The 18,544-nt window shown below is 43.8% G+C and carries 11 protein-coding genes, 3 rRNA genes and 2 riboswitches; of the genes, 1 reads left to right on the top strand and 13 read right to left on the bottom strand.

The window, feature by feature from the left end; genetic code table 11:
- The first annotated feature begins 32 nt into the window (after positions 1-32).
- The gene (locus NYE25_RS24265) at positions 33-950 is read left to right on the top strand and encodes an AraC family transcriptional regulator (RefSeq protein ID WP_341147022.1); all 918 of its coding nucleotides are present in this window, start codon (positions 33-35) and stop codon (positions 948-950) included.
- A gap of 106 nt (positions 951-1,056) precedes the next feature.
- Here NYE25_RS24265 and NYE25_RS24260 read toward each other — a convergent pair whose 3' ends face one another.
- The 13 genes from NYE25_RS24260 to NYE25_RS24200 all read right to left on the bottom strand — a co-directional run bounded on the left by NYE25_RS24260 (position 1,057) and on the right by NYE25_RS24200 (position 18,447).
- Positions 1,057-2,247, bottom strand: a complete 1,191-nt coding sequence (locus NYE25_RS24260) for a DUF4179 domain-containing protein (protein WP_339268639.1) — start codon at positions 2,245-2,247, stop codon at positions 1,057-1,059.
- Complete coding sequence (locus NYE25_RS24255) at positions 2,222-2,809, bottom strand: RNA polymerase sigma factor (protein WP_076286950.1); 588 nt, start codon at positions 2,807-2,809, stop codon at positions 2,222-2,224. Before NYE25_RS24255 ends, NYE25_RS24260 begins: the two co-directional genes overlap by 26 nt.
- A gap of 184 nt (positions 2,810-2,993) precedes the next feature.
- Positions 2,994-3,749, bottom strand: coding sequence for an acyl-[acyl-carrier-protein] thioesterase (locus tag NYE25_RS24250; RefSeq protein WP_341147021.1), 756 nt, complete (start codon positions 3,747-3,749; stop codon positions 2,994-2,996).
- Positions 3,750-3,987: 238 nt separating this feature from the next.
- Positions 3,988-4,104, bottom strand: a 5S ribosomal RNA gene (gene rrf, locus NYE25_RS24245).
- A 129-nt stretch (positions 4,105-4,233) separates the two neighbouring features.
- Positions 4,234-7,162, bottom strand: a 23S ribosomal RNA gene (locus NYE25_RS24240).
- A gap of 261 nt (positions 7,163-7,423) precedes the next feature.
- Positions 7,424-8,981 (bottom strand): 16S ribosomal RNA (locus NYE25_RS24235).
- Together the 16S, 23S and 5S rRNA genes form the textbook arrangement of a ribosomal RNA operon.
- A 371-nt stretch (positions 8,982-9,352) precedes the next feature.
- Positions 9,353-10,162 (bottom strand): transglutaminase-like domain-containing protein, encoded by an 810-nt coding sequence (locus tag NYE25_RS24230; protein ID WP_341147020.1) that lies wholly within the window; start codon positions 10,160-10,162, stop codon positions 9,353-9,355.
- A gap of 13 nt (positions 10,163-10,175) precedes the next feature.
- A riboswitch (cyclic di-GMP riboswitch) is annotated at positions 10,176-10,256 on the bottom strand.
- 108 nt (positions 10,257-10,364) lie between these two features.
- Positions 10,365-10,445, bottom strand: a riboswitch (cyclic di-GMP riboswitch).
- A 124-nt stretch (positions 10,446-10,569) separates the two neighbouring features.
- A complete protein-coding gene (locus NYE25_RS24225; protein ID WP_341147019.1) occupies positions 10,570-11,220 on the bottom strand; it encodes a class D sortase in 651 nt (216 codons plus the stop codon).
- Positions 11,221-11,254: 34 nt separating this feature from the next.
- Positions 11,255-11,659: a GtrA family protein gene (locus NYE25_RS24220; protein WP_042184722.1), complete on the bottom strand. Its 405-nt coding sequence runs from the start codon at positions 11,657-11,659 to the stop codon at positions 11,255-11,257.
- Positions 11,649-12,629, bottom strand: coding sequence for a glycosyltransferase family 2 protein (locus NYE25_RS24215; protein ID WP_076285851.1), 981 nt, complete (start codon positions 12,627-12,629; stop codon positions 11,649-11,651). The genes NYE25_RS24220 and NYE25_RS24215 overlap by 11 nt, the downstream gene beginning before the upstream one ends.
- A 100-nt stretch (positions 12,630-12,729) precedes the next feature.
- Positions 12,730-14,508, bottom strand: coding sequence for a phospholipid carrier-dependent glycosyltransferase (locus tag NYE25_RS24210; RefSeq protein WP_341147018.1), 1,779 nt, complete (start codon positions 14,506-14,508; stop codon positions 12,730-12,732).
- Positions 14,498-16,552 carry a glycosyltransferase 87 family protein gene (locus NYE25_RS24205; protein ID WP_341147017.1) on the bottom strand — a complete coding sequence of 685 codons (2,055 nt, stop codon included), beginning with the start codon at positions 16,550-16,552 and terminating at the stop codon, positions 14,498-14,500. Before NYE25_RS24205 ends, NYE25_RS24210 begins: the two co-directional genes overlap by 11 nt.
- Positions 16,549-18,447, bottom strand: a complete 1,899-nt coding sequence (locus tag NYE25_RS24200) for a hypothetical protein (RefSeq protein WP_341147016.1) — start codon at positions 18,445-18,447, stop codon at positions 16,549-16,551. Before NYE25_RS24200 ends, NYE25_RS24205 begins: the two co-directional genes overlap by 4 nt.
- Positions 18,448-18,544 lie beyond the last annotated feature (97 nt).

The raw sequence follows: 18,544 nt of genomic DNA, 5'->3' as shown, positions 1-18,544 counted from the left end.
CACCATTTCTAACTGTTATGGGAGGGCATCTCTTGAACAATCGCCAACTAATCATTCAAGCATTAGATCTCATTGAGGATCGCTTAAACACGCTTCTTCCTGTAGCTGTCCTTTCCAAAGAAATGGGATACTCACTTTATCATTTCACCCGCCTATTTCAAGCAGTCACTGGGATAGCACCCGGCGACTATATAGCCAGACGCAAAATCACTGAAGCAGCCTTGGACATTCACCGAATGCCAGAACGCTCACTCCAGGACATCTCATTAGACTATAACTTTAGTAACTATGAGACCTTTACTCGTGCCTTCAAAAGAATGCTGCACACGACTCCCTCTCTTGTTCGAAAAAGAATTATTAAAACGAAACTCCCTTTGTTGCCTAGACTATATGAACAGGATCTACTTCAAGTCCTTTCTGATAGCGATCTTTCCCCCCAGCTCGTTGATTTCGGGGAAATTATACTTCAAGGACCCGTAGTTAAAGTAGACCATGATTTCTCCGTCATTTCTAATACTTGGCCTTTGCTTTTCAGTAAGGTATATACTATATCTGATAGAATACAACCTGAAAAATATTATCAGCTTGGCTTCTGGCCAGATGACTATGAGAGTAACGGTTTTTCGATCATGTGTGCCTGCGAACTTAATCCTATAAATGCAGACCACAATCAGACTTTCCCCCTTCAGATCTTATCACCTATACGTTATCTTAAATTCATCCATAAAGGCCGCTCTTGTGATATCCCTTCTACATATAAATATATCTACGGAATCTGGCTGCCGAAAACAGAATACAGGATGTCCATTCCATTTGAATTGGAATTTTATGGTAAATTGTATCTTGGACCAGATAACGAAAACTCGGTGAGTGAAATCTACATTCCGTTAGAATTTTTACAAGAAGAGACTACGTTGTCGTCTTTTATAAATGACAACCGTTTCTCTTAGAAATATAAAGATATTATAGTTGTTTAGCTTATAAATTCTTATCTTTTAACAAAAAGCCCGTATCTGCTATGCAGACACGGACTTTTTTTGCTTATGGGATTAATAGTTACTCTTGCTCCACCTGAATCGTTTGTTCAAGCTCCGGATAATAATGTTTAACTTGTTTTCCTTCTTCATCTCTTAATGCTTTATGGCTCTCATCAATGGAGTAAGTAAACGGCTTAACTGTAATTGTTTTTGGTGTTTGTGGGAACGGACTGAAATCTTTGTCTACCATAGGATAGACTATAGCCGGCAAGTTGAATGACCCACTCGAAGAAAATGCATTGCCTAGTTCATCAACAATTTCATAGAACATTTCAGAGGTTGTGTATCCATCCTTTTCTTTCACAGTTGGCGCTTTACCTTCTTCGCTGAGCTGTAATCTGCTTGTGGCTGGAGTTAATTCCAGCTTGGTAATCGTATAACTGAATTCTTCTGCCTCTTTTGTTTGGTTCAGATCAAGCTTGATAATTCCTTCCGTTACTTTTTTCACCGGCACCTTGATTTCAAAAGGCTCTGCGATTTGTGTAACCGGCACAGTGATGCTTAATTCAAATTCATTGCCCAAAGCCTCTACATTATTTAGATTTCTATAATCGTATAAAATAGCATTCTTTTTACCCTCAACATCGCCAAAAGACGACATTTGGCTCTCCAAATTCTTTCCATTCGGCAATTTCACTTCTGCTGAACCCAACAACCCTTTTTCGGACTGGTTCATTGTCACTTTCGCATACTGCTGTTCTTTTACCGCTGGATCGAATTCAATCGGTTCAATAATCATTTCTGCCATCATCTTATCCTTATCAATGCCTTCCCGTTCAATCGCAAAAGCCAACCGCGAGCCGTCATAATAGGCATCGGTAACCTTCAAGGTCACTCCATCATGGGTAACGCTTTGGTTAGGCGCAGTAGATAATCCTTTTTCTTTAGCAGCATTTAGACCTTTATCGTCAATCCCCTTAAAAATACTTCCTACAACAGGAATCTGCTTTAACGTTTCAGCCATGACTGGGGATATAAATCCGCTACCGATTATTCCCGCACCCAACACTGCTGCTGCCGCGGCAGCCACCAATGATTTTTTCAGAAACTTATTCCCACTTTTTCTTGACGCTCGCTTTTCCATTCCCTCGTCTCCTATTCGCTTCATAATTGAATCGCTGAAACTGTCTACCGGCATTTCATGATTTTGGAATGTTTGACGAATGTGCTCCATCTTCTGACTTTCAGTTGGATCTTGCCATTTCTCCATGGGGGCTTCCTCCTTCATTCATTCTTTGCCGGACTAACTTTTTGCGTAGACGTTCAAATTTCTTGCGTAAAGTAGCTGAATTACAATCCATAATCTGACCCATTTCTTCAAAACTGTACTGCTCTACTACCTTAAGAATCAGAAGATTGCTCTCTTCAGCTGTCAGATCATCCATAAATAACTTCTGCAATGGCTCCTCATCGTTAGGATTATAATAGGCTTTCGGCTGCTGCTCTTTATATAGCGACAACAGACGGTTTCTTCGTTTGCGTTTGCGAACCTGATCCAAACAATGATGATAGGCCACTTTATACAGCCATGAATTAAAAGAGACTCGTTTCTCATAACGTCTGAGTTCCTGATACACTTTTACAAATATATCTTGCACAGCATCCTCTGCTTCTTCATGACTTCTCAAAATATAATAGCAATACGTATAAATCTTTCTTTCATAGACTTGTATTATAGTTCTATAGGCTTCGCGGTTACCCGCAAGAACCTGATCAATAGCCTCTTCAATTATTGTTTGATTCACTTGGACCCCGGGGCTGCGACGTTCCAAAGAATCACCTCCTTGTTATTGACTACAACTATATAACGATTGTGATCCCTTTAATTGTGACAGGCTCAAAAATTTTTCCAAATATGTTATATACACCATCTGTTTTTCAACAAAAAAAAGCGACTACCCCGATAGATGCTCGGAGAAATCGCTTTTATAATAATATTCCATATTTATAAACTTTTTACTTATTTATATTTTTCAACTCAATACATGCTTCAAAAAATACAATATCACTATTCTGGCCACGGACATATATACCATCATCCGTTACAGCTGAGCGTAAAATAGTCAGTTCATCCCCAAACTTAGCTTCTTGTAGGTATGTAATCCGGAAGCGTGTGAACTCTGCATTATCCCATTCCGCTAAACTGAGTGCATCACAACATAAATCTCCGTATCGCGCATTATTCAGATGTCCGTTGCTATCCAGCCCACTATATCTTACCTGATACCGATAAGCTTCTTCCATAGTAATATCAGTAGGGATCGTTACCTTAACAGGCATATCCCCTACTGAATCGCCATTATAGTGCTTAACCTGAACTGGAAGAGCGTTCGGTCTGAGTATCTTTCTCTTCTCAATATCTACTAAAGCCCATATAGAACGCGCTGTGGCAATCTCTATATGATCTGCATCGAAAATACGATAATCCCGTTGCCATAAAGCCCCTTTAGTACCTTTACTCCAGGTATGTACGCTAAGCACATCATTTGGGCGAGGAATACGCTTAAAATCAAGATCTAACGTAATCATCATCCAGCCCATTCCTGCATTCAGAATTTCTTCCACACTTATCCCCAAATTACCCACTGCGAAGTCTGCCGCACATTGCATGATATCCAGAATAAAGGATAACTTACCCTGTGAACGATAATCCGTGTCGCTCGCATGTACAGAAAAATCTTCTATCCACACAAGATTACTACTGTTGTCCATTGTTTATCCTCCTGCCATGCAAAATATCCTTGCATTTACTTGAAGTATCCACATATACCACTGCTCTATCCACATAAATTGGGGACTACTTTCATTTTTGAATATATTTTATTATTTCATCCACATGTTAGTAACTTTTATTTTTTCGTTATTTCCCCATGACTTATCCACATTATTTAAATTAAGCGATAAAGGGAACAAAAAAGCCATTGTTGATAAATCAACAATGGCTTCGTGTGCTTGGCAACGTCCTACTCTCCCAGGACCCTTCGGTCCAAGTACCATCGGCGCTGGAGGGCTTAACGGTCGTGTTCGGGATGGGTACGCGTGGAACCCCTCCGCTATCGCCACCAAACATGCATCTGTGAAACAGACGCTGCCGCGTGAAATTTCGTTCATCACCAGAAGTGAGAATGAATTTTCTAAGCGTGTTACAGGCTTGATGCCTGAAAACTGAATCCGAATTGAATTTGCGTCTTAAGTATAGGATAAGCCCTCGACCGATTAGTATTGGTCAGCTCCATGCATTACTGCACTTCCACCTCCAACCTATCTACCTCGTCGTCTTCAAGGGGTCTTACTAATTGGGAAATCTCATCTTGAGGGGGGCTTCACGCTTAGATGCTTTCAGCGCTTATCCCGTCCGTACGTAGCTACCCAGCCATGCTTCTGGCGAAACAACTGGTGCACCAGCGGTACGTCCATCCCGGTCCTCTCGTACTAAGGACAGCTCCTCTCAAATTTCCTGCGCCCACGACAGATAGGGACCGAACTGTCTCACGACGTTCTGAACCCAGCTCGCGTACCGCTTTAATGGGCGAACAGCCCAACCCTTGGGACCTACTTCAGCCCCAGGATGCGATGAGCCGACATCGAGGTGCCAAACCTCCCCGTCGATGTGGACTCTTGGGGGAGATAAGCCTGTTATCCCCAGGGTAGCTTTTATCCGTTGAGCGATGGCCCTTCCATGCGGTACCACCGGATCACTAAGTCCGACTTTCGTCCCTGCTCGACTTGTAGGTCTCGCAGTCAAGCTCCCTTATGCCTTTGCACTCTTCGAATGATTTCCAACCATTCTGAGGGAACCTTGGAACGCCTCCGTTACTCTTTAGGAGGCGACCGCCCCAGTCAAACTGCCCGCCTGACACGGTCCCCGTACCCGATTAGGGTACTAGGTTAGAACCTAGATACGATCAGGGTGGTATCCCAACGGCGCCTCCACCGAAGCTTGCGCTCCGATTTCTACGGCTCCCACCTATCCTGTACAGATCGTACCCAAATTCAATATCAAGCTGCAGTAAAGCTCCATGGGGTCTTTCCGTCTTGTCGCGGGTAACCTGCATCTTCACAGGTATTAAAATTTCACCGGATCTCTCGTTGAGACAGCGCCCAAGTCGTTACGCCATTCGTGCGGGTCAGAATTTACCTGACAAGGAATTTCGCTACCTTAGGACCGTTATAGTTACGGCCGCCGTTTACTGGGGCTTCGGTTCATAGCTTCGGGTTACCCCTAACCACTCCCCTTAACCTTCCAGCACCGGGCAGGCGTCAGCCCGTATACTTCGCCTTGCGGCTTCGCACAGACCTGTGTTTTTGCTAAACAGTCGCTTGGGCCTTTTCACTGCGGCCCCCTCGTGCTATTCACACTACCGGGGCACCCCTTCTCCCGAAGTTACGGGGTCATTTTGCCGAGTTCCTTAACGAGAGTTCTTCCGCGCGCCTTAGAATTCTCTTCTCGCCTACCTGTGTCGGTTTGCGGTACGGGCACCTTCTCCTGGCTAGAGGCTTTTCTTGGCAGTGTGAGATCATGACCTTCGCTACTGTAATTTTCGCTCCCCATCACAGCCCAGCCTTAACGATGTGCGGATTTGCCTACACATCAGCCTCACTGCTTAGACGGACATATCCATCAGTCCGCGTCACTACCCTCCTGCGTCACCCCATCGCTCATAGCGGATTACGGTGGTACAGTAATTTCAAACTGTTGTCCTTCGACTACGCCTTTCGGCCTCGCCTTAGGTCCCGACTTACCCTGAGCGGACGAGCCTTCCTCAGGAAACCTTGGGCTTTCGGCGGATCAGATTCTCACTGATCTTTTCGTTACTCATACCGGCATTCTCACTTGTATGCTGTCCAGCGCTCCTTACGGTACACCTTCAACCCACATACAACGCTCCCCTACCCCAGATACATACGTATCTAGCCATAGCTTCGGTGGTGTGTTTAGCCCCGTTACATTTTCGGCGCAGAGTCACTCGACCAGTGAGCTATTACGCACTCTTTCAATGGTGGCTGCTTCTAAGCCAACATCCTGGTTGTCTGTGCAACTCCACATCCTTTCCCACTTAACACACACTTGGGGACCTTAGCTGATGGTCTGGGCTGTTTCCCTTTTGACAATGGATCTTAGCACTCACTGTCTGACTCCCGGCAATAAGTATATGGCATTCGGAGTTTGACTGAGCTTGGTAATCCTTGCGGACCCCGCACCCAATCAGTGCTCTACCTCCACTACTCTTATACCGAGGCTAGCCCTAAAGCTATTTCGGGGAGAACCAGCTATCTCCGAGTTCGATTGGAATTTCTCCGCTACCCCCACCTCATCCCCGCATTTTTCAACATGCGTGGGTTCGGGCCTCCAGTGCGTGTTACCGCACCTTCACCCTGGACAGGGGTAGATCACACGGTTTCGGGTCTACGTCCACATACTCATTCGCCCTATTCAGACTCGCTTTCGCTGCGGCTCCGTCTTCTCGACTTAACCTTGCATGTTAAACGTAACTCGCCGGTTCATTCTACAAAAGGCACGCCATCACCCATTAATAGGGCTCTGACTTTTTGTAAGCACACGGTTTCAGGTTCTATTTCACTCCCCTTCCGGGGTGCTTTTCACCTTTCCCTCACGGTACTGTTTCACTATCGGTCGCCAGGTAGTATTTAGCCTTAGCAGATGGTCCTGCTGGATTCATACGGGGTTTCACGTGCCCCGCACTACTCGGGATCCGTCTCGGAGAGAACACAGTTTAGGTTACAGGGCTTTTACCTCTATCGCGGGCCTTTCCAGACCTCTTCACCTACCATATTCCTTTGTAACTCCATGTGAGACGTCCCACAACCCCTAAGAGCAAGCTCTTAGGTTTAGGCTGTTCCGCGTTCGCTCGCCGCTACTGACGGAATCACTATTGTTTTCTCTTCCTCAGGGTACTTAGATGTTTCAGTTCCCCTGGTCTGCCTCTACATCTCCTATGTGTTCAGAGATGAGTAACTGCGAATTACCACAGCTGGGTTTCCCCATTCGGACACCCCCGGATCAAAGCTTGCTTACAGCTCCCCGAGGCAGTTTCGTTGTTCGCCACGTCCTTCGTCGGCTCCTGGCGCCTAGGCATCCTCCGTGTGCTCTTATTAGCTTAACCTTGATTTTTCCGCAGGAAAATATCATACAATGACATTCTCTTTGGAATCATCTCACTAATAACATTTACTTGTTTGCACAAGTTGCTAAAAGATGTTCTAAAACGCAAATTCGTTTCGGTATCCAGTTTTCAAGGATCAAGTCTTACTGAGAGCTTAAACTCTCAAAACTGAGCAACGAGTGAGTAACAGGCCTAAACCTGAGATTTGGAAGTTTAACTTCCGATTTGAATGTCTTCATTGCAGAAGACGATTCTCCATAGAAAGGAGGTGATCCAGCCGCACCTTCCGATACGGCTACCTTGTTACGACTTCACCCCAATCATCTACCCCACCTTCGGCGGCTGGCTCCCTTGCGGGTTACCCCACCGACTTCGGGTGTTGTAAACTCTCGTGGTGTGACGGGCGGTGTGTACAAGACCCGGGAACGTATTCACCGCGGCATGCTGATCCGCGATTACTAGCAATTCCGACTTCATGCAGGCGAGTTGCAGCCTGCAATCCGAACTGAGACCGGCTTTGATGGGATTGGCTTCACCTCGCGGTTTCGCTTCCCGTTGTACCGGCCATTGTAGTACGTGTGTAGCCCAGGTCATAAGGGGCATGATGATTTGACGTCATCCCCACCTTCCTCCGGTTTGTCACCGGCAGTCACTCTAGAGTGCCCAACATTACTTGCTGGCAACTAAAGTTAAGGGTTGCGCTCGTTGCGGGACTTAACCCAACATCTCACGACACGAGCTGACGACAACCATGCACCACCTGTCTCCTCTGTCCCGAAGGCCGCCACTATCTCTAGTGGATTCAGAGGGATGTCAAGACCTGGTAAGGTTCTTCGCGTTGCTTCGAATTAAACCACATACTCCACTGCTTGTGCGGGTCCCCGTCAATTCCTTTGAGTTTCAGTCTTGCGACCGTACTCCCCAGGCGGAGTGCTTACTGTGTTAACTTCGGCACCAAGGGTATCGAAACCCCTAACACCTAGCACTCATCGTTTACGGCGTGGACTACCAGGGTATCTAATCCTGTTTGCTCCCCACGCTTTCGCGCCTCAGCGTCAGTTACAGCCCAGAAAGTCGCCTTCGCCACTGGTGTTCCTCCACATATCTACGCATTTCACCGCTACACGTGGAATTCCACTTTCCTCTTCTGTACTCAAGTCACCCAGTTTCCAGTGCGACCTCAGGTTGAGCCCAAGGTTTAAACACCAGACTTAAATGACCGCCTGCGCGCGCTTTACGCCCAATAATTCCGGACAACGCTTGCCCCCTACGTATTACCGCGGCTGCTGGCACGTAGTTAGCCGGGGCTTTCTTCTCAGGTACCGTCACTCCGATAGCAGTTACTCTACCGGACGTTCTTCCCTGGCAACAGAGCTTTACGATCCGAAAACCTTCATCACTCACGCGGCGTTGCTCCGTCAGACTTTCGTCCATTGCGGAAGATTCCCTACTGCTGCCTCCCGTAGGAGTCTGGGCCGTGTCTCAGTCCCAGTGTGGCCGTTCACCCTCTCAGGTCGGCTACGCATCGTCGCCTTGGTGGGCCGTTACCCCACCAACTAGCTAATGCGCCGCAGGCCCATCCCTCAGTGACAGATTGCTCCGTCTTTCATTCTTTCTTCAGGAGAAAAAAGAAATTATCCGGTATTAGCTACCGTTTCCGGTAGTTATCCCAGTCTAAGGGGCAGGTTGCCTACGTGTTACTCACCCGTCCGCCGCTAAGTTATTTTGAAAGCAAGCTTTCAAAATAACTCCGCTCGACTTGCATGTATTAGGCACGCCGCCAGCGTTCGTCCTGAGCCAGGATCAAACTCTCCAATTAGTATTGAAAAGAGCGATATGCTCATTTTGAAACATCTGACGAGAAAATTAATTCTCTAATTTTGGATTTCACTTTCGTGATTTCCTACTCACTCGTTGTTCAGTTTTCAAAGATCAAGTTCTCGTTGGCGCCGTTTAATGTCTCAGCAGCAACTCTTATAATATATCATGTTATTCTCAGTAATGCAAGCTTTATTTTTCGAAATCCGTTTATATAACTCTCTCAAACATTGCCTGTACGCTGTCTAACAACGCTTAACTATAATAACCTATCTATTCATAGAAAAGCAACCCCTAATAGAAAAATAAACAACTAGCTTAATTATTAAGCTAGTTGTTTATTTAATAGAGTTATGAATCTAGCGATGCAAATTAATAGTATTTTGCTGCAGTATACTTACTTGAAGCCTTAATAAAATCCGTATTCTTCTTATTCTTCGCTGACGATGCATCTACCGTTGTATCAATAGTAACCCATTTCCCATCCATCAACACTTCATTCCATGCATGGTATTGCGTAACGTAGCTAGTATTCCCCATCACCAATTTAGCAGGCACATCTACACTACGCAGCATTGCGGCAAAAAGAGAAGCATAGTCATAGCAGATTCCTTTTTTAGTATTCAAAGTGTTGTTAATGTTCGGAATGTAATCTGTTGTTACGTTATTAGCAAGAGAATAATCGTATTGTACATTAGCAACTACATAGTTATAGATTGCCTTAACTTTCTCTTCATCTGTTGTTTTGCCTTTTGTAAGCTCTTTGGCCTTAAGGATCGCTTTATCAGAAGAACTCCATTTCACATTCTGTACGGAGCCCAAATATACGGAATTCGAGTCACTCATGGTTACGTCTACTACTTCGGAATATAACGCTTTGTATTTATTGCCGGTTGTGTTCTCAAGAACAGAAACCTTATAAGTACCATTACCTTGTTGTAAAGGGAAGTCCTCAGCTTGTCCAGAAGCATATAAGTTATATGTATAGCTGCTGTTGTCTTTAGTGATCATGAGTTTGATTCTTTTATCTTTCGGAATATCATAGTTAATTCCAATAACACCTTGAGCCACTTTCGATGTAATCAACCAGCTTGCATCTACACTTGCGGCTTGAGCTGTGCTTACCGGAACCGCAGTAATCAGTACGAACAGCGCCACCATCATAAAATAAACCTTTTTCACGGATAAAACCCCTTTCGGTAGCTGGCTGCCATCCTTTCGGGAAGGCCCTTTAGCTTTGCGTCCCTACCTTTCGATAGGTTTGCCGTTATCGTATAAGCTCTATCTGTTCTAATTTCACTAGACAAATTAACAGAATCAGTCCAAGTAGAAATATGAATCTAAGATTCTTATATATTTTATAAAAACAAAAAAAGCCTCTTCATTCGGTAACTGGCTGCCATCCTTTCGGGAAGGCCCTTTAGCTTTGCGTCCCTACCTTTCGATAGGTTTGCCGTTTATCGTGTTTAGCTTTTATAGTCTTATACTACCATATTTATCCTCGTAAACAAGAACAAAATTGCTAGATTTACTATTATTTTATAGTTATTTCTCTGTATTTGAGTTTTCTTGTTATTTCTCGTCAACGATTAGGAAAGCTTGGCATGAACAATCAAACGATGTGTAGGATCTACTAGTGGGTCACACGTAATTAGAGTAAGAATTTTATCTTTGTTATTCCCGTCTAGAACAGACACATCACTAGGAAGTACAACAGAAATATCATAAACCTCGTAATTATAAGTCTGATCGCTAGTCTTTACCGTAATCGTATCCCCAATCACAACCTCATTCAGCCTGTTAAACAATCTGCCCGTAGTTCTAGCTCTATGTGCAGCTATTGCGGCGTTCCCTATTTCTCCTATTGGAGTTGTTTCTTTCATATGGGCCGCAGCATGCTTCATATTCGCTTTAGTAGCCCCTTCTAATACAGGTAGCTTCAGATTGATCTTATCGATCTCAATTAATGCGATAACTTTGCCACCCACTTCAATTTCCGGTTCCGGCTTTTCTGTTTCTTGCGGCTGTGCTTGTGCATCTAAAGCTGATTCCTCCGCTAGTAGCTGAGTGACCTCGGCATATCTGCTCTTTAGATCAGGTGGTGGAGTACTTTCACTGGTGCTCAGTTCAGCTGATTCTAATAGCTTATCCTGCTGCCAGTCGTTATACCATTCGTTAGCTTTTGGATAGAGCATGATAAGGATCCCCGCCAGTATGAGCACATACGAGAATTTACGCATGATTTTCACCTCCGTAGATTGGTTCTACTGAACTTTAGAATACCCATTTACGACTTCCGAAGAAGTTAATGATCACCGTCACAAACGTTACTAATACCTTAGAGATCAACACTTGAATGCCTAGTTTGTCAGTCAACAGATGCATTAGCAACAGCGATATTCCGAGTACTACCAGATTCAGTACGATAAACTTCAGCAACTGCGTCTTATCAAAACCCTCTTTATTACCACGATCACGATCCTTGAAGGTTACTTTTTTATTCAAAATAAAGCTGTTCGCTGTCCCTGCACTATAAGAAATCACCTGTGCCAACGCATATACCATCCCAAGTGAGTTCAGTAATGTGAAGATTACGAAATCAATGAGGGTATTTACCAGACCTACAGCATTAAATTTGAGAAACTGTATGAAAGCAGTCCGAAAGTTCTTATCTGACATCTTTGTAATCCTTCCGGCGATCCACTTCTTCTTCGTTACGATATCCTATGGTCTCACTGACAATATACAACGGTCTATCCTTAGACTCGTCATAAATCCGTCCAATATACTCACCGATTACACCTAGCAGCATCAGAACGATACCGTTAAAGAGCAAATTGACCCCTACAATGGAAGCCCAACCTGGAACCGTCCATGAGGTGAAAAAGATTCTTTGAAACAATACGAAGAATAAATAGAGAAAGCTGGAGAAGGAAAGAAAGAATCCGACATACGTAGCAATCTTAAGTGGCTTATGCGAAAAGGAAGTGATCCCATCCAGCGCAAAACGAATCATTTTCTTAAGAGGATACTTAGTTTCTCCTGCAAATCGTTCTTCCCGCTCATATTCCACCATCGTCTGCTTGAAGCCGACCCAGCTCACTAAACCTCTGACATACCGATTTTTTTCCTTGAGACCTCGCAAGACATCACATACCTTACGATCAATAAGACGGAAATCACCTGTGTCCGTGGGAATGTCTACACTTGTCATGCTGCTGAGCAATCGATAAAAGATCTTGGCCGTTACCTTTTTGAACATCGTTTCTCCACGGCGCTTCAGCCGCTTCGCATACACAACGTCATAACCCTCTTTCCACTTCTCGATCATTTGCAAAATGACCTCCGGTGGATCTTGAAGGTCAGCATCAATAACAACAACCGCTTGACCTTCGGCATAGTCCATGCCAGCTGTAATTGCTACCTGATGTCCGAAATTACGCGAGAAGTCAATTAGCTTGACGCATTCATCCCGATCACTGATCTCCCGAATCATCTGGGCCGAACGATCACGACTTCCGTCATTTACGAAGACTAGCTCATAAGTATCGCCGCATTCGTCCATTACTTTTTTCAAACGTTCATAAGTAACGCTAATTACTTGCTCCTCATTGAACATGGGCACAATTACACTATATCTGGCTTTCACCTTTATTCCTCCTAAAAGCTTTATGGAGCGTTACATCTTTCTGTACTTCATAATAACGCTGTAAGCATAAACTTATTGTTATAGATATTTTAAAAAAATCTTAGAAAACCCAAGATGGGAACCAACGCAGCATATTCTTCACATAATCTCCGCTTACCTGCATCCCTGACAGGACAGGGTAGAACGCGACAAAGAGCAGTAAAGCAACAGCCACATAGACATAACTAACATAACGAGCCTCAGGATATTTGCTATCTAGCAACTTCATTATATATACAATACCAAGAATCATAAAAGGAACCATAGCAAAATAATGGTAGATAAAGGTTTCCCTTGGGACAAGCATCCATGGAACATATTGTGAGAAAAAGGCGATCCAGATCATATAAAGGGTCTTATCTTTGCGTTTCAGTGTAATCCACAGCGTTGCCAGCATTGCGAAAATACCCGTCCACCAGATAAGCGGATTCCCCATAGTCACTATACTGCTGACCTGACCTTGCGGCAAACCCTCACTGCCACTAAAGAACCAGACTGGTCTCTTCATAAACGGCCATTGCCACCAGGAGGACGCAAAAGGATGTGTAGCTACAAGCTGACTGTGATAGTTGTACATATTCTTTTGGGAATCAATCAACCCTTTTATAGTAAAGCCCTCTGCGGATGCAGATAAACCCGGAACAAAAGATAAACTATAAATAATGACCGGTATGATTACGAAGAATGCAACACAACTAGCTAGCGTAATAATGGTATTTTTCCAGAACGAATTTACGGCTTCGCGACAGGTGCCCAGCAGTTCCTTATCTTTGATCTTCCCTTCCGCGAGCAACCGTCCCGATGCTTGGTATTCTCTGTAGCGCTCGAAGAGCGAGATAGCTAGCATAATGGCCAGCCCAGCTCCTCCGTACAATACAATCCACTTGGAGGCGACACCAATTCCGAAGAATAGACCGGACCAGAACAACGGAATTAGCGTTTTTCTTAAGGGTTGCCTGAAGAAATTCATAGTGTAATATCGCTGCATGAAATAAAACATTAACATGATGAAGAATACTCCGTATACATCGATCGTAGAGATTCTTGTTTGTGTGAAATGCATGAAATCCAGTGCGAACAACCCAGCTGCAAGTGCTGCGTATTTGCTCTTTTTAAAGAGCCGTAGTGCCATTACATAAATGAGAGGCAGCATGGCAATCCCGAACAATGTTCCGATAATACGCCAGCCGAAAGGATTGACTCCGAACAGTTTCATCCCTACTGCGATCAATAGCTTGCCTAGTGGTGGATGCGTGTTCTCATAAGGCACAATCCCGTGTGTATATTCATAAGCTGTCCGTGCATGGTAGATCTCGTCAAAATAAGTGCTATTCATAAAGTTAGAATATTCAGGGATGAGCGACTGCTCGTCAAAAAGATTGGCAGGCTCTCCTCTTTTAGCGACTGCATTAGCATCCGGTGTAACACCGGCTATAGGAAGAGGTACTCTTTCGCCTCCCTGCTCATAGAAGGCCATTTCATTTAAAGTGAACCCTGGAGAGGTGACTGTAAACTTCACGTATCTTGCTGCAACGTTCAGAGGTTGGCTTTTCCAGATGAAGACATTCCCAACATCCTCGCTTACATCCAGCGGACTACTCCAGACATCAGGGGACTCACTGAATTCGAGCTTAAACTTCCCGGTACCTACGCCACCGAAGATATTCACGCGTTCCAATTGTTTACTCTGTCCTAGATCTACATAGAAGCTTTCACCGCTGGCAGCTGGCTCCCACAAGGTCTCTGGAGATTTAGTAGAACCTAAATTATATAAAGCAATTGCCGCGTAAACGGCAGTAATGGCAAGAATATATATCCAATCTATACGCTTAAACTTCATCGCTCAATCTTCCTCCCTTCTGGTGCGGTCTTATTTGCTCGACGACTTTAAGGTCTTCTTCATATTTTTCTTCAGGTGTTGGTGGTGCTGGAAGAGGTTTTACTCCCCCACGAACATACACGTCATAACCAATGTAGAGCATGTATAGCAATAATGACAGGTTAGCTATAGAAGTAACCAAAACGATTCCATCTGCACCTGGATTTACACCTGCATTTAGATGAGTTAACGTATAAGCCACATTGATATACTGCGTTAAGCTGAATCCAAGGAATAGGGATAAAAACCTACGATCCCGACTCGCTATATAAGTGAACATACATAGAATAACAGCAGGGAACATATAACGTTCATGCATTTTGGTTCCAAGCACAAAGACTACTACAATGAGCGCCATACCGATAAAGTAGGATTTGGATAAATCCAAGCGATCTTTTTTGAAGGAATAAAACGTTGCTATGGCTACTGCCACTAAAATAAATATGAAGCCCCATACACGGTAAGTAATACCTAACCAAGTTAGGTCAAGAGATGACCACATCGGGTCAGTCAGTGTATATAGATTAAATGCATTCACAGAAGAATAGGGATAGGAAGATAACGTACTCTTATACAGATTAATAAGGCCAACTAAACCACCGTTATTCCAGAAAAATGGTGCCGCGAGCAATCCGAATATCCCTAATCCATACAAAGCTCCAAATCCAAGCTGCTTCCAAGCACGGTGATGATAGAAAGCAAACAATAATACCGGTGTGAATATTAACGATTGTGGTTTAATTAAAGTTGCTAATGCAAACAAAATCGCGGATTGAACAAACTTTTTGTTCGCAGCGCCATGGATACTGAGCAACAGGAAAATCAAAAAGAACGAATCCGCTTGTCCCCACGCCGCTGAATTAACAAGCACCGCCGGATTAAACAGAAATAATAGCGTTAAGCCAAAAGCGATCCCTGAGCCGAGTTTTTTGCGGGACATTTGATATATGAAGTAACCCAATACCAAATCAGAAATAATCGCTGGCAGTTTGAATAGCAGATTTTCTCCACCCGAACCATGCGCAAAGCCAAAAACACCGCGAATAAGACTAAGCATGTACAAAATGTACAAATAACCAGGAGGATAATCGGCAAAATACCCTTCTTCATAAAACTTGCCTGGACCTAAATCAACCATACGCTGGCCCCAAGCTATAAAGGTATTCATGTCGTTCTGATAGCCTTGAGCAGTCAGACCGATCCAAATCCTTAGTATAAAGGCAATTCCGATGGCAATGCTCAGCCATTTGGAATAGACATTCTCAGGTTGCTTCATAAGCTTCTCACTGCGGAATGCCTTGGTATAAAGCACTGCAAAAAATACACTAAAAAGCGCTGAGATCAGCAGCATCTTGGTTGGAGATACCTTATGTGGGGTATCCGCTTTTTTGCCACCAGCATCCTGACTAACTACTGCACTATCCAGCGAAATGACGTTGGCCCCTTCAGGAGCAGCGCCTAATTTTTCTACAGACAAATCATCAAAATAAGCTTTACCTTGAATCAAGCTGGAGTAACCTCCCAAACTTGCACCTATGCCGAATTCTTTCTGCTTAGGTCCTGTCTGGCCTATGTATTCAAGATACTGCCACTCTCCTGCCGTATCCGTTACACTGGGATAACCCCCACCTACTCCAACGGCAAGTATATTAGCGCCCATTCCCTCGCCTGCGGTACTTACTACTTTGATCCATCCAGAGATTTTATAATAGCTGTCCGGCGTTGCCTTAATCGTCTGCACCCATTTCAAATGATTGGGCTCGATATTCTCAATGACTGCCGCTTTACTACCGGAGTGAACCTCGTCCGATTGGATTGAAAGTATGCCCGAGTTGTCTCCAGAAATCCACATATCCTTATTCCAGTTAGAAGGAGCGTCCTCTCCTCCCTCCTCAAATCCAGGGTTCTGCAATAGATTTCCGTCTGCATAAATGCTTGTTACAGGAAGCAAAAACAATAACAGCATCAATACAGTCATTGCGGCCGTACGTGTACTCTTGATCATCGTTCCAACCTCACCTCGTCTATATTAATCCAGCCTTTACCGCCTTTAATAAAAATTTCAGTTTGCTCATTCTGACCGATAGATACCATTGGAAGTGTAAGCTCTTGATAAACCTCACTAGCAGGTATTTCAGCCTCCGCCCGCACTACGCCATTAACTCGGACGCCAACCCTTCCTTCTTCTCCACCAGCACTAACCATTATACCAAGCTTATATTCTCCAGGTTCTGCTATTCTGATAGATTGTGTAATCGTTTTGTCAAATCCCGGATCAAGATAGGCTAGATAACTTCCATTATAGGGATTATTGGTTGCCATACCCGTACCGGATGAGAAGCTCCAGCCTGATATCCCCTCTTCAAATCCTCCATTTGTAAATTCCGAGATTCCCTCTACTACCCCAGTCTTAGCGGTCACAACAGTATAGTTGGCAAAACGTTTAACCGAATAATTATCGCTTTCAGCAGGAATGGGATCACCATTCCACAAGATATATGTCGCTGTCTCTCCCGGAACTATGCTTGAATATCCAAATCTATATCTCCCAAAGGAAGACACCTGCTGAAATGCACCTCCAGGATTAGAATAATTAACGGTTGCTAAGAAATCATGGGGATTGATCTGCTCATAAAAAAGCACATAAATATAAGGCATATTAACTTTATCAGTCACGTAGATGTTCCCAGCACTCTCTTCAGAAGCATATTGTATGGCCTCACCGAAGGATTCATAAAAAGCTGGTCCTATCTCTTTAGGATAATCACGGAAATAAACTGTAGTGAACAGAACAAAAAATAAGCTAAAGGTTACAGCCGACAGAATTGCTAATACTTTTACTTTCTTGCTTAACCACATAAACCCTGCAACAATCAGCAAAATGATTGGATAGAAAATCACATTCATCCGATTAATGTTTACGTTCGTAACAAAGGTCATCAAAACGGAAACAAACAGCCAAAGTAAAATAACGAGCAGTCCCGTCCGCTCACGACCACGGTTCCGTATTGTCGTTAACATAAATATAAGTCCTATAAGTACAAAGGGTAACGCAATAGGATACGCGTATCCATAAGGTGAAATCGAATTCCAAGGCAAACCATCAGATCCGCTAATGAATATCTTCAAAAATTCCCGGAAATTGCTTAATGCTGTATGTAATAGTTGCCCTCCGAATATAGAAGTTACCTGTTCCACACGCGGCGTTGTCAATCTCGGAATTGAGAATAATGGGGTCAAAATCCCCTCTAGCGACAATCGATTGATCATAATAAATAGGAAGATTGGGAGCGCCATTAATATAAACAGAGCACAGTTCCATAGAATGGTCCGAAGCTTTAGCGCTCTTGTATAGAATAGAAGAATTCCAGCACCTAAAGCAAATATCGGCACAAAAAAATAGGATGTTCCATAAGCATAAAGTGAAAGGGCAAGCATAATTGTAAAGCCATAAGACCACTTCGGAATATGAAATGATTTAAGTAACATATAAACGGAGAACAGAATCAGGGTGGGAAATAAATTAGATTCCAGTGCCCATCTTGACATCATAATATGCCAAGGATTAATTGCGATAAAAAACATCGCCACAATACCAGCAGTTCTGGAAGTAAATAGCTCTTTGGAAAGAAGATAGAATACGAGCATACCCAGTAGACCTATGATTAAGCTAACAGCACGTACAGACATTGGAGTGAGTCCGAACAATAATATGAAAGGCATTGATAAGTAAGCATAAAGTGCATTCTGTCCGCTTCCCCAAGCAATGAGGTGAATAGGTAAATGAATACCATTGCGGTCTATTCCATAATGAAGAATAGCGTAAGCATCATAACCTATAGATGCCTCATCCTGATTCAAGCCACCTGGAATCGAACCAAAGTAAAAAATGCGAATCACAACCCCCAGCAAAAACAATAAGAGAGGCCAAGGATTACTTTTAAAATAAGAAAACCAATTGCTAAATCTTGTGGACAACATTCATCACCTCTTCAAC

This window comes from Paenibacillus sp. FSL E2-8871 (assembly GCF_038000345.1).
GTDB lineage: Bacteria > Bacillota > Bacilli > Paenibacillales > Paenibacillaceae > Paenibacillus_AQ.
The sequence above is the reverse complement of the archived record's forward strand: the minus strand, read 5'-3'. Positions and strand labels throughout refer to the sequence as shown.